The 12,219-nt window shown below is 45.4% G+C and carries 14 protein-coding genes; 13 read left to right on the forward strand and 1 reads right to left on the reverse strand.

Annotation, left to right across the window (positions count from 1 at the left end; genetic code table 11):
- Nucleotides 1-362: 362 nt before the first annotated feature.
- From RH061_RS03580 to RH061_RS03640, 13 genes are all read left to right on the forward strand, one after another.
- Complete coding sequence (locus RH061_RS03580) at nucleotides 363-746, forward strand: GntR family transcriptional regulator (protein WP_311073991.1); 384 nt, start codon at nucleotides 363-365, stop codon at nucleotides 744-746.
- Nucleotides 743-1,648: an ABC transporter ATP-binding protein gene (locus RH061_RS03585; RefSeq protein ID WP_311073993.1), complete on the forward strand. Its 906-nt coding sequence runs from the start codon at nucleotides 743-745 to the stop codon at nucleotides 1,646-1,648. Before RH061_RS03580 ends, RH061_RS03585 begins: the two co-directional genes overlap by 4 nt.
- Nucleotides 1,626-2,375, forward strand: coding sequence for a hypothetical protein (locus tag RH061_RS03590; RefSeq protein ID WP_311073995.1), 750 nt, complete (start codon nucleotides 1,626-1,628; stop codon nucleotides 2,373-2,375). Before RH061_RS03585 ends, RH061_RS03590 begins: the two co-directional genes overlap by 23 nt.
- On the forward strand, nucleotides 2,372-3,058 hold the full coding sequence (locus RH061_RS03595; RefSeq protein ID WP_311073997.1) for a hypothetical protein: 687 nt from the start codon (nucleotides 2,372-2,374) through the stop codon (nucleotides 3,056-3,058). The genes RH061_RS03590 and RH061_RS03595 overlap by 4 nt, the downstream gene beginning before the upstream one ends.
- Nucleotides 3,059-3,148: 90 nt before the next feature.
- Complete coding sequence (locus tag RH061_RS03600) at nucleotides 3,149-4,207, forward strand: aromatic acid exporter family protein (protein ID WP_311073999.1); 1,059 nt, start codon at nucleotides 3,149-3,151, stop codon at nucleotides 4,205-4,207.
- Nucleotides 4,208-4,224: 17 nt separating this feature from the next.
- A complete protein-coding gene (locus tag RH061_RS03605; RefSeq protein ID WP_311074001.1) occupies nucleotides 4,225-4,602 on the forward strand; it encodes a hypothetical protein in 378 nt (125 codons plus the stop codon).
- Between the two features lie 257 nt (nucleotides 4,603-4,859).
- The gene (locus tag RH061_RS03610; protein ID WP_311074003.1) at nucleotides 4,860-5,093 is read left to right on the forward strand and encodes a hypothetical protein; all 234 of its coding nucleotides are present in this window, start codon (nucleotides 4,860-4,862) and stop codon (nucleotides 5,091-5,093) included.
- Between the two features lie 246 nt (nucleotides 5,094-5,339).
- Complete coding sequence (locus tag RH061_RS03615; RefSeq protein ID WP_311074004.1) at nucleotides 5,340-6,290, forward strand: ABC transporter permease; 951 nt, start codon at nucleotides 5,340-5,342, stop codon at nucleotides 6,288-6,290.
- Nucleotides 6,283-7,233, forward strand: coding sequence for an iron chelate uptake ABC transporter family permease subunit (locus RH061_RS03620; RefSeq protein WP_311074005.1), 951 nt, complete (start codon nucleotides 6,283-6,285; stop codon nucleotides 7,231-7,233). The genes RH061_RS03615 and RH061_RS03620 overlap by 8 nt, the downstream gene beginning before the upstream one ends.
- Nucleotides 7,230-7,991: an iron ABC transporter ATP-binding protein gene (locus RH061_RS03625; RefSeq protein ID WP_311074006.1), complete on the forward strand. Its 762-nt coding sequence runs from the start codon at nucleotides 7,230-7,232 to the stop codon at nucleotides 7,989-7,991. The genes RH061_RS03620 and RH061_RS03625 overlap by 4 nt, the downstream gene beginning before the upstream one ends.
- An 18-nt stretch (nucleotides 7,992-8,009) precedes the next feature.
- A complete protein-coding gene (locus RH061_RS03630; protein WP_311074007.1) occupies nucleotides 8,010-8,945 on the forward strand; it encodes a siderophore ABC transporter substrate-binding protein in 936 nt (311 codons plus the stop codon).
- On the forward strand, nucleotides 8,945-9,247 hold the full coding sequence (locus tag RH061_RS03635) for an antibiotic biosynthesis monooxygenase family protein (protein WP_311074009.1): 303 nt from the start codon (nucleotides 8,945-8,947) through the stop codon (nucleotides 9,245-9,247). Before RH061_RS03630 ends, RH061_RS03635 begins: the two co-directional genes overlap by 1 nt.
- Nucleotides 9,248-9,683: 436 nt before the next feature.
- Nucleotides 9,684-11,282, forward strand: coding sequence for an aspartate:alanine exchanger family transporter (locus RH061_RS03640; protein ID WP_311074010.1), 1,599 nt, complete (start codon nucleotides 9,684-9,686; stop codon nucleotides 11,280-11,282).
- 77 nt (nucleotides 11,283-11,359) lie between these two features.
- On the opposite strand, the gene RH061_RS03645 is transcribed toward RH061_RS03640, so the two are convergent.
- Nucleotides 11,360-12,214 carry an amidohydrolase family protein gene (locus RH061_RS03645; RefSeq protein ID WP_311074012.1) on the reverse strand — a complete coding sequence of 285 codons (855 nt, stop codon included), beginning with the start codon at nucleotides 12,212-12,214 and terminating at the stop codon, nucleotides 11,360-11,362.
- Nucleotides 12,215-12,219: the final 5 nt, after the last annotated feature.

Genomic DNA, 12,219 nt, shown 5'->3' on the forward strand with positions numbered 1-12,219 from the left:
TTATGCTGATTATCCGTGCAATAATCCCGCTTGATCGTGCAATTATCTCAGTTATCGGTGCAATAACCCGTTGGACTATTAAATATGATGAGGATAGTCAGTGTTATTTGGGATGAAGCCTGAATTATTTCTCTAAATATCACCCTAAGTGGATTAATGAGGCTAATTTTAACCAGATTTTTGTTTATGGAAGAATATTCCTCACTCCTAATTAGGTTCCCCCCATACACTCTCACCAAATTAACTCATCAACTGATTAATTTCTAAAATTGGTTAAATATCCCTTGTGATCTTGCATATTGTATTATACAGTACATTACAACAGTAATGCACTATATGGCCTGTTAAAAGGAGGTGCGGGATTGATCCTTAATTCAGATAGCATGAAGCCGATTTATGTCCAAATCGCTGAGTGGCTGGAAACGGAGATTCTCAGTGAGAGTATCAAGAGGGATGAAAAGGTTTTTTCACAATATCAGCTTGCGGAAATGCTGAATATCAATCCGGCGACAGCGGCAAAAGGGTTGAATATTTTGGCGGATGAAAACATTGTTTATAAAAAGCGTGGCCTTGGGATGTTTGTATCGGAGGATGCGAAGAAGATCATCATGGCGAAACGGAGGAACCAGACATTGAAGTCATTGGTGGCTGAGTTGGTGCGGGAAGCGGAGCATCTCAAGGTGACGGAAGAGGAATTAATCGAGATGATCCAGGAAGCCAAACGGGATTTGAAGGGGGATTCATGATGAGTGTACTGGAGTTCGAAAATGTAACGAAAACATATAGGAAGAAAAATGCGTTGGATAATCTTTCGTTTTCCCTCGGAGAAAATAAGATTACCGGCCTGATTGGCAGGAATGGTGCAGGAAAGACGACGATGCTGAAAATCGCTTCCGGTTTCATGCGTGAGAGTTCAGGCGAGGTCAGAGTGTTTGGAGAGAATCCATTCAATAATCTAACGGTATTTGCCAACATGATCATGGTGGATAATGATATGAATCTGCCTGCCGCATTGAATCTCGGGGAGCTGCTGGAAACAGCGGGTGATTTTTATCATAACTGGGATATGAAATTGGCGCGGAATCTGCTTGAGTATTTCCGCCTCGACCCGAAGCAGACACATGCCGGGTTATCAAAGGGCATGAGAAATACCTTCAATGCGATTATAGGTCTGGCGGCAAGATGCCCGTTGACCATTTTCGACGAACCGACAAACGGCATGGATGCGGGGGTCAGAAAGGACTTTTACCGGGCGCTCTTGAAAGACTATATCGCTAATCCCCGGACAATTATCATTTCAAGCCATCACTTGAACGAGGTGGAGGATATCCTTGAAGACATCCTGCTCCTTAAGGATGGCAAGCAATTTTTGCATATGCCAATTGAAGAACTGCGTGAATATGCGGTGGTTGTCAGCGGAAAAGAGGAAGGTATGAAAAACTGGCTCCGCGGCCACGAGGTATTTCACAAAAGCAATGCTGAATTCCGAAGAATCTATGCGGTGATTCGCAATGATCTTTCCGATGACCAGATCGCCACAGCGATGAAAAACGGCCTTGAGTTCTCGACGATTTCTAACGAAGACCTCTGTCTGTACTTGACGAGCCAGGAGAAAGGCGGGATAGATGATGTATTTAACAAAGGTTAGCCTTTGGGATGTCGTAAAAAAACAATTTCGTTTTAAGATGAAATCCTATCGGGGAGTATTCACTTCCTTGATGATGCTGCAGATTATGGGGCTTCTCTTTTCGCTTGGCGGAGAAGGGGGCGGTGGCGGAGGATCGGAATCTTTCAGCTATGATATGAACTATTACTCTGGCAATTTCATTCTCGTTTTTATGATGATCTGGGCTTTCATCTCAGCGATCATCGTTACCACCCAGGCTTATCGTTATGATGATTACTCTTTTGTGGCCAACAGGCTGAGCAGTCATTTATCGAATATCCTGTTCCTTGGATTGGCAAGTGTCATCGGCGGGATCACCTTTGTGCTTGCAAGCCAATCATTGAAGCTGGCATTTTTATTCCAGAAGGACCGGGAATTCATTGAAAGCCAGCCGATGACAGTGATGCAAATGACAGAAGGTCTTGCTGCTACAATTCTATATTTGTTCCTGTTCACAGCACTGGGCTATATGGTCGGGATGCTGGTACAAAGGAACAAGATTTTTACCATAATCCTTCCTGCCCTCCTTTTCGGAAGCTTATTTTTAAATGTGTTCCTGGCGAGTGAGTCAACCTATGTGATTGATATTGGCCAAATTTTTGTAAGAGAAACATCCTTTCTGCTATTTTTAGTAAAAGTGCTGCTGACATCCGCGCTTGCCTACGGAATAGCGGCCTGGATCTCGAACAGCCTGGAGGTGAGGAAATGAGTTTTGTAGTTTTACTATTATTTATCATTTTGCTGATCGTAAGTTTCGGAAGCTTTTCAAATAGATTTCTGGGTTCCAGATTCATGAGTGGCAGTGTCATCACAAAAGTCTTTGCAGGTTACCTCACCATCCTGCTTGTCGCGGGCATAGTCTCACTTATGGTTCCTGTGGAGGATACTATAAAAGGCAAATATCTTACGGATAAGCAATTAGCGGAAAATGATCGGTTGAATAACGATATCTATCATACAGTAGAATCGGGCAAAATTGAGGAAGCGGAAGGACTCACCAAAAAAGAATCCTGGGATTTCCCTTTTGATGAGAAGAGTCTGGATATAAGGGCTATGGATAATTCAATGGTGTTCATCGAAAAGGATAAATCTCTTGTCGGGAAAGTAGAAGTGACACATTACTCTACTTATTCTTATATCGACAATATCGATATAACTGATCGCTTCGAATCACCAGATATTGAGTTAAGTAGAGACACTCTGAAAATCTTCCCGCGGGATCCTTTGAATATCAAGCTTGTTAAGTACAAAAACGCATTTCCATTTACTCAGTTCAGCGAAGACGAAGAGCAATTCACCAGTGGATATGGCATGATGGAAGGTCTGGATTTCATCTATATCATTGTTCCGGCTGATACCGAGGTCAGCGGAGGCGGATATGTGATCAATTAAGTTAGGAGTCCCTTTTTATAGGGGCTCTTTTTGGTATCAGGCTCCCTTACAGTATAATGAATGTATGTATTTAAAAATGAGGAATGCAGAATGGCTATACTGGAAAAATTTAATTTTGTCGGAGGAAGGGTTCTGAAAACGGGGATTGCTGTGTTCATTACGGCGGTGATCTGCGAGCTGTTAGGCTGGCCGCCGATGTTTGCCGTGATTACAGCGATCGTGACGATTGAACCTACCGCGGCAGATTCGATAAGAAAAGCATATGTGAGATTCCCGGCCTCAGCGATAGGTGCGGCTTTTTCGGTCGTCTTCAACTTTGCATTCGGTGACAGCCCGCTAACCTATACGCTCGTTGCTGTTGCGACAATTATTGCCTGCCACAGGCTGCACCTGCAGGAAGGGGCGCTGGTGGCAGTGCTGACGGGCGTTGCGATGATTTCAACTGTCCAGGACCATTATCTGTCCAACTTTTTCATCCGGCTTGGAACGACTTTGACCGGGCTTACGGTGTCAACCCTTGTGAACCTGCTTGTGATTCGACCTGACTATTCAAAATCGATAAAGGCAAAAATTAAGCAATTGGTTGTGGAAACAGGGGACTTGATAGAAGGCAGGGGAACTGAAATCACAAAACATCAGCCTTTACACCGGGAAACAAGGGCAGATTTCCAAAGAATCCTGAAAGATATGGAAGCGATTGAAACACTATGCAAGCACCAAAAGAAAGAATGGAAGCTTCATCAATTCGACCGGAAAGATATGCGGAATATCCATTATGAATTCAAGAAACTGACGATTTTGAGACAAGTCCATTATCACGTGGGTAATCTCATTTCCTTGCCCTCTATGCACCTGCCAGAAGAGAAAGCACAGGTCGTCGAAAACATGGTGAAATCGATCAAGTCCGCCTTCCACCATCCCGATTTCGCAATGGATGAATCTCATGACGCCATCGTCAAGGAACTGCTGGGACTACTAAGACGTGAGGTAGATGAGCGTGAAGCAAAATCCCACCGATTCTCAGAAGAAACCGTCATCTATTATGAACTCGTCTCAATACACGACCTGCTGGAAGAAATGAACCACATCCATAAATTCGAAATAAGGCATCAAAAGCTGCTTGAAAAGTCATTGGATCTAAGCTCCTGATAGGGGCTTTTTTTCATGTGCAGATAAAACTTAGGACAAGCTGTCAGAAGATCGCTCAACTTCAGACAGGTTTGGAGGAAATGATAGAAAAGCTGTCAGAAGATCGCCCAACTTCAGACAGGTTCGGAGGAAAAGGAGGACAAGCTGTCAGAAGATCAATCAACTTCGGACAGGTTTGGATGAAAAGGGAGAAAAGTTGTCAGAACATCGATCAACTTCAGACAGGTTTGGAGGAAAAGGCAGAAAAGCTGTCAGAAGATCGCCCAACTTCAGACAGGTTTGGAGGAATAGATAGAAAAGCTGTCAGAAGATCAATCAACTTCAGACAGGTTTGGAGGGAAAGGCAGAAAAGCTGTCAGAAGATCAATCAACTTCAGACAGGTTTGGAGGAATAGATAGAAAAGCTGTCAGAAGATCAATCAACTTCAGACAGGTTTGGAGGAAAAGGCAGGAAAGCTGTCAGAAGATCGCCCAACTTCAGACAGGTTTGGAGGAAAAGGCAGGAAAGCTGTCTGAACATCAATCAACTTCAGACAGGTTTGGAGGAAAAGGCAGAAAAGCTGTCAGAAGATCAATCAACTTCAGACAGGTTTGGAGGAATAGATAGAAAAGCTGTCAGAAGATCAATCAACTTCAGACAGGTTTGGAGGAAATGATAGAAAAGCTGTCAGAAAATCGCTCAACTTCAGACAGGTTTGGAGGAAAAGGCAGAAAAGCTGTCAGAACATCGCCCAACTTCAGACAGGTTTGGAGGAAAAGGCAGAAAAGCTGTCAGAAGATCGCCCAACTTCAGACAGGTTTGGAGGAAAAGGCAGAAAAGCTGTCAGAAGATCAATCAACTTCAGACAGGTTCGGAGGAAAAGATAGAAAAGCTGTCAGAACCTGATCCCCATTCTCACCAAGGCAAGTATGGGATAGTCCCCCTTGATTCTAAGCGCTTTTACTAATAGCCCATTACAAAACAACACCCTTGAATTTGAAAATTCTGCGACATATTCCCACTTTATTGAAATCTAAATGAAAAAAGTTCTCAATTAGTTATTGACTTTTATTATTAAGACGATTTAATATTTAAATAGGTTAATTGATAATGATTTTCATTATCTATCGATACAGAGTAGGAGCAAAGAAAATGAAAAAGCGTTACTTGTTTACATCCTTGATCATCCTTTCATTGCTTTCCCTGTTTGTGGGAGTAAGCCGCATAACGCCGATGGAGCTGCTTGATTTTCAATCGGAGGAAACAGAAATCTTCCTGATCAGCAGGGTGCCGCGGCTGATTGCAATCCTGCTTGCTGGCGCAGGGATGAGCATTGCCGGTCTGATCATGCAGCAGCTCAGCCGGAATAAGTTTGTATCACCGACAACGGCCGGCACGCTCGATGCAACGAGATTGGGCATTCTCGTTTCGATGCTGTTTTTTGCAAACGCGTCCACGATTGAGAAAATGCTGATTGCGTTTGTATTCGCGCTGGCGGGAACGTTCTTGTTCATGCAAATCCTTGACCGGATCAAGTTCAAGGACGCGATTTTCATTCCGCTTGTTGGGATGATGCTGGGTAATATCCTATCATCCATATCGACATTCTTTGCTTACAAAGCCGATGTCATCCAGAACATGTCCGCGTGGCTGCAGGGTGATTTTTCGATGATCATGAAGGGGCGCTATGAGTTGCTGTACATAAGCATTCCAATCCTGGTGATTGCCTATTTATTCGCCAATCGCTTCACGGTAGCGGGAATGGGAGAAGACTTTTCAAAAAACCTGGGGCTCGCCTACAAACGGGTCGTCAACATCGGGTTGATCCTTGTTGCATTGATTACAGCGACAGTCGTACTGACAGTTGGAATGATTCCGTTCCTCGGGCTGATCATCCCGAACATCATTTCGATTTTCAAGGGCGACCACCTGCAAAAAACACTGCCGCACACAGCTCTGCTTGGCGCTAATTTCCTTCTTGTCACGGACATACTCGGGCGCGTCCTGATTTATCCGTACGAAATTTCGATTTCCCTGATGGTCGGCGTCATCGGCAGCGGAATTTTCTTGTACCTGTTGTTTAGGAGGAAGGCTTATGCGTAACTCAGTAAAATTAATCCTCCTTGCTTTAATCGCAATTGGTGCGAGCATGCTGTATTTATTCCATGATCTGAATGGGAGCTTCGATTATGCCCTGCCGGGACGGGCGATGAAAGTGGCTGCCATGATCATCACCGGAGTGGCGATTGCCTATTCAACCGTCGTTTTCCAGACAATCAGCCACAACCGCATCCTGACGCCAAGCATCATCGGACTCGATTCGCTTTACATGCTGCTGCAGACCGTGCTGATTTTCTTCCTCGGTTCCGGCCATGTGACAGTCGTCAATAAACAGGTGAACTTCATTTTAACAGTGGCCATCATGGTTGTGTTCGCCTTGCTGCTTTACCGGCTTCTTTTTAAAAAAGGAAATCAACCAATCTACTTTTTGCTGCTGGTGGGAATCATCGTTGGAACCTTCTTTTCCAGCATTACGACATTCCTGCAGGTGCTGATCGACCCGAATGAGTTCCAGGTGGTCCAGGACAGGATGTTTGCCAGCTTCAACAATATCAACACCGACCTTGTCTGGCTTGCGATCGGACTGATTGTCCTGCTGATCGTTTATGCCTGGAGGTTCACATCCTATCTTGATGTGCTGTCGCTCGGCAGGGAAAATGCGATCAACCTTGGAGTTCCCTATGATTCTATTGTAAAAAAAATGCTCGTGCTCGTTGCCGTATTCATTTCGATTTCCACAGCCCTTGTAGGACCGCTTACTTTTTTAGGTTTGATTGTTGCGAATCTATCCTATCAAGCTTTCAAAACCTACAAGCATAGCGTCCTGATCAGTGGAGCGATTTTAATCAGCGTGATTTCTCTCGTGGGCGGCCAATGGGTCGTGGAAAGAGTCTTCACATTCTCCACCACGCTTAGTGTCATCATCAATTTCGTCGGTGGCGTATATTTCATCTACTTACTGCTGAAGGAGAGTCGATCCTCATGATCACAGTTCGTTCACTGTCCAAATTTTATGGGAAAAAGAGTGTCGTTGAAGATGTGACTGTCAATATCCAAAGAGGGCAGATCACGTCATTCATCGGGCCGAATGGAGCCGGGAAATCGACGCTGCTTTCGATGGTCAGCCGCTTGCTCGATGCTGACTCCGGGGAAGTGCTTATCGACCAGACCGATGTCAGGAAGATGAAGTCGAATGAATTTTCCAAGATTGTTTCGATCTTGAAGCAGTCAAATTACATGAATGTTCGCCTGACGATTCGCGAGCTGGTATCGTTCGGAAGGTTCCCTTACTCAAAAGGGAGGCTGACTGAGGAGGATGAGCGATTCGTCGACCAGGCGATTGAGTACATGCATCTGGCCGAGATGCAGGACAGCTATCTCGACGAACTGTCAGGCGGCCAGAAGCAGCGTGCGTTCATCGCGATGGTCATCGCTCAGGATACGGAGTATATCCTGCTCGATGAACCGTTGAACAACCTGGACATGAAGCATTCGGTCCAGATCATGAAAATCCTGCGCCAGCTTGTCGATGACCTTGGTAAAACCGTCGTCATCGTCCTGCATGATATCAACTTTGCATCCGTCTATTCGGATCGCATCGTCGCCCTGAAGGATGGAAAAGTCGTCAAGGATGGCCCAACGAGAGAAATCATCCAGTCTGAAGCCTTAAAAGAAATTTACGATATGGATATTCCAATCCAGGAAATGAACAATTGCCGGATCTGTGTTTATTTTAATTCTTAGTAAAAGGGGAGTTTAACTATGAAAAAACTTAGTTTACTAGCACTTGTTTTAGCGATGGTATTTGCATTGGCAGCATGTGGTTCTGATGAAAAAGCAGAAACAACCGCAGCAGCAGGAAAAGACGAAATGATAATCAAGCATGAATATGGAGAAGCAACTATCAAAAAGAGTCCTGAAAAAGTTGTCGTTTTCGATTTCGGTGTACTGGATACCCTTGATGAACTCGGTGTAGAGGTTACAGGCGTTCCACAGGCAATCGTTCCTGAATATCTTGAAAAATACGCTGGCAAGGAATACACGAATGTCGGCAGCTTGAAAGAACCAGATTTCGAAGCCATCCACGCAATGAAGCCAGACGTCATTTTCATTTCCGCGAGACAGGCTGAATTGTATGACCAATTCGAGGAAATCGCTCCGACTGTTTTCGTTGGCATGGACTATACAAAATACATGGAATCCTTTGAAAAGAACATGAAGCTGATTGGTGAGATTTTTGAAAAAGAAGAGGTTGTGACGGAAAAATTAGCGGAAGTCAATAAAAGCATAGATGAAATCAATAAAGAGGCGTCTGCTGCAGATGAGAAAGCATTGCTTGTGCTGGCGAATGAAGGCAAGGTCAGCGCTTATGGTGCCGGATCCCGTTACGGTTTCTTGCACGATGTATTCGGCTTCAAGGCTGCAGATGAAAATATCGAAGCATCCACTCACGGCCAGAGCATCACATTTGAATATGTGCTAGAGAAAAACCCTGGAATCCTGTTTGTCATTGACCGTACCGCAGCTGTAGGTGGCGAAGTCGGCGCGAAGGAAACAATCGAAAATGAACTTGTGAAAAAGACTGATGCCTTCAAGAACGGCAAAATCATCTACCTTGACGGCACAAACTGGTACCTGAGCGGCGGAGGCTTGCAGTCTATGCAATCCATGATTGATGAAGTGAGGTCAGCATTATAATGTTCTATCAAATTAAGAGAATTTTAGTGAAAGAAGGACATTCCAGCCAGGTTGTTGAGCGCTTCTCGAAAAAAGGCATGTTGATCGAACAGCAGCCAGGCTTCCTGGATAAGCAGGTTCTCGTTAAAAAGAGCCGCCGTGGCGATGAAGAAGTCATGGTCATGATCAGCTGGCAATCCGAGCAGGACTGGAAGAACTGGGAGAAGCATCCCGACCATATCGCCAGCCACAAAGCCAAAATCAGCCAGCCAAAACCAGATCATATCCTGGAATCCTCCCAGGATGTCTATGAAGTGATATAAGCGGAAAGAGACTCAGCAATGGGTCTCTTTTTCAATTGGAAAAAAAGAGCGAAATTTTCCAAGTCGCTATATAAAAAGAGAAGTCGCTATATAAAAGATGAATTCGCTATAAGAGTAGAAAAGTCGCTATATAAAAGGAAAAGTCGCTATAAAGATAAACAGGTAGCTATAAAAGAGATATTCTTTCTATGTATTGCTATACAATCGGAGTTCGCAGCTAGTAAAAATGCCGAGCATCTACTGAAAGAGCGCCAAAATAACCGTTTACAGATACCTTTTTTGAGGAAAACGCATAAAAGCATAATAATGAAAAAGTTTTTTCGACCTGATGTAGTTTTGTACTAAATTCGTCACTGTCTGGTTATGAATAATTTAGGCATCGTGATATTCTAAGTTGTGTGGATTTTCACAATCGCAATCATTGGAGGAATCATCTGTGGACGGCATAATTGGTTTGCTTGAGGAACCATTAATTTTACTATTTGTCATATTATTTCTTGGCTCTGCGCTGGGAGAAATCAAAATACGGGGGCTCAGCCTTGGAACATCAGGTGTCTTGCTGGCGGCGATGGTATTCGGCCATTTCGGCTACCAGGTGTCGCCGGTCATCCAGCAGCTTGGCCTCGGATTATTTATCGTGGCAGTTGGCTTATCAGCAGGACCGCGCTTTTTCCGGATGATGAAAACGAGCGGGATCGTTTTTGGCATCATCAGCCTGTTGATCGTTCTCGTTGCATCCGTCACGACGATTGCTGTGTCCAAGCTGTTCAATCTGTCTCCGGCCCTAAGTATCGGAATCATGACCGGAGCGCTGACGAGTACACCGGGACTTGCGGCTGCACTTCAGGCAACCGGTGACCCGCTCGCGTCGGTCGGCTATGGAATAGCATATCCATTCGGCGTCCTTGCGGTTGTGCTGTTCGTCCAGCTTTTGCCGCGTGTGCTCAAGGTGGACTTAGCGGAAGATTTGAAAAAGAAATCAGGCCCAATACGCAATGATGAATCGCCAGAAGTGATCACCATAGAGGTGACAGATCCATCTATCAATAAAAGAACCTTAAAAGAACTGGAGTTCAATCAATATAATACGGTCGTCATCAGCCGCGTCATCCGCGGGGACCGAAATATCATCGCCCTCAATGATACGGTTATTTTAGTGGGGGACAGGCTCGTTGCTGTCGGCCTGCGGAGTGATTTGGAACGTTTATGCGGTGATATCGGCAAAGAAGTCGAGACGAATGTCGAGAACCATGATAATGTTGAGCTTCGCAAGGTGACAGTGGATTCGCTTGAGTTGATCGGGAAGACGATCAGGGAGCTAGAATTGAGGCGGACCTATGGTGTCACAGTTACAAGAATTGAACGAGGAGGATTTGAATTCAACCAGAGCTCAAAATGGCGGCTGGAGCGAGGGGATGTCCTGACCCTTGTCAGCAGTGAAGACCGTTTGGATGACGTCGAAAAGCTGTTCAGCAGGAAAAAGCTGACGGTTACCAATATCCATATCCTGTCGCTAAGCTTAGTTTTGCTGTTAGGAGTGCTGGCCGGTATGATTCCGTTCCATTTCCCGAAACTCGGAACGATTACATTCGGTGTCGCCGGCGGGCCATTGTTCATCGCCTTGATCATCGGCCACTTCGGAAAACTCGGCCCCATCCATGCGCGCTATTATCAGCCGTCAAACCAGGTCATTCGCGACATTGGACTCGTTTTATTCCTAGCCGGCGCTGGTACTACAGCTGGTAAAGGAATCGTGCAGGTCATCCAGCAGGAAGGATTCAACCTTGTCATCGGAGGTGCGATCATTACTATCCTGCCAGTCCTAGCCGGCTTTTTCATCGCGAGAAAGCTTTTCCGACTGAGCATCATCCACTCATTAGGTGCATTGTGCGGGGGAATGACAAGTACACCAGGACTCGGCGCAACTAACCAGTTGATGGATTCCGAAGACCCGGCGATAGCTTATGCAGCAGCATATCCGTTTGCCCTGATTTCTGTTGCAGTGGCGTCACAGGTTTTGGTTTTCTTTTTATAAGGCGAAAGAAGTCCCATTATCATTGAGATAATGGGACTTCTTTGTGCTTTTGCACCAGCACCTGGACCTCGTAAGCTTTACTCCAAAAACGGCTTGATCTTCGGAAACACCTTCAGGGCGGTATTGTAAAATACATCTTCATGATGTTCCTCCGGAATCAGGTCCTTGATAAAATCGATATACGGTCCGATTGGAATCAAAGGCCAGTCTGTGCCGAACAGCAGCTTATCATAGGAATCGGCAAACTCAAGCGCATGCCGCAGATGGTCAAGGAACCGTCCCTGGCTGCGCTTATCCAGTTCAGCCTTCGTACCGACAATCAATCCGGATAAATCGGCAAAGACGTTAGGGTTTTTATAGATGATTTCCGCTCCAGTCAACGTCCATGGATCCCCGAAATGAGCCATCATGAAATTCACATCGCGGTGGTTTACGGCGACCTCGTCAATCGCCATCGGATGGGAATATTTCAGATAGCCGCGTTCCGAATAGGTATCGCCCGTATGGAACACGACAGGAAGCTGGTATTTTGCGGCCAGCTTGTAGACCGGTTCGTACACTTTGTCATACGCATAAAAAGGGTAGTACCCCAGATAGATCTTGATCCCGACCGTCTTGGGATTTTTCAGTTCCTCTTCAAGCCGGGCAAGGGCTGACTCATCCAGATCATAAGGATTCACTCCAGCGCAGCAAAAAATGTTGGCGGGGAGCTCTGCTTCCATATCGAGCACCATCGGCGTCCGGGCTTCATAATCCGGGAAGCCCATTTTATTGGTTTCCGTCAGGCCCATGCCGATTCCGAGAACCACATTGGCTTCCTCGAACTCCTTTAGAATCCCAGCTGTGGAGTAGTCAACGAACGAAAGCTTCTCCGCCGTTTCATAAAAGGATTTAATGTTTGATAGATGAATATGGGCATCGATGATTTTCATAGTTT

It is taken from the genome of Mesobacillus jeotgali, assembly GCF_031759225.1.
Taxonomy (GTDB): domain Bacteria; phylum Bacillota; class Bacilli; order Bacillales; family Cytobacillaceae; genus Mesobacillus; species Mesobacillus jeotgali_B.

Bases quoted from the DNA above. Each gene is read 5' to 3' on its own strand.
- RH061_RS03645 (WP_311074012.1), bottom strand. From the start codon at position 12,214: ATGAAAATCATCGATGCCCATATTCATCTATCAAACATTAAATCCTTT.
- RH061_RS03625 (WP_311074006.1), top strand. From the start codon at position 7,230: ATGATCACAGTTCGTTCACTGTCCAAATTTTATGGGAAAAAGAGTGTC.
- RH061_RS03590 (WP_311073995.1), top strand. From the start codon at position 1,626: ATGATGTATTTAACAAAGGTTAGCCTTTGGGATGTCGTAAAAAAACAA.
- RH061_RS03585 (WP_311073993.1), top strand. From the start codon at position 743: ATGATGAGTGTACTGGAGTTCGAAAATGTAACGAAAACATATAGGAAG.
- RH061_RS03630 (WP_311074007.1), top strand. From the start codon at position 8,010: ATGAAAAAACTTAGTTTACTAGCACTTGTTTTAGCGATGGTATTTGCA.
- RH061_RS03620 (WP_311074005.1), top strand. From the start codon at position 6,283: ATGCGTAACTCAGTAAAATTAATCCTCCTTGCTTTAATCGCAATTGGT.
- RH061_RS03635 (WP_311074009.1), top strand. From the start codon at position 8,945: ATGTTCTATCAAATTAAGAGAATTTTAGTGAAAGAAGGACATTCCAGC.
- RH061_RS03615 (WP_311074004.1), top strand. From the start codon at position 5,340: ATGAAAAAGCGTTACTTGTTTACATCCTTGATCATCCTTTCATTGCTT.
- RH061_RS03595 (WP_311073997.1), top strand. From the start codon at position 2,372: ATGAGTTTTGTAGTTTTACTATTATTTATCATTTTGCTGATCGTAAGT.
- RH061_RS03610 (WP_311074003.1), top strand. From the start codon at position 4,860: ATGATAGAAAAGCTGTCAGAAAATCGCTCAACTTCAGACAGGTTTGGA.
- RH061_RS03600 (WP_311073999.1), top strand. From the start codon at position 3,149: ATGGCTATACTGGAAAAATTTAATTTTGTCGGAGGAAGGGTTCTGAAA.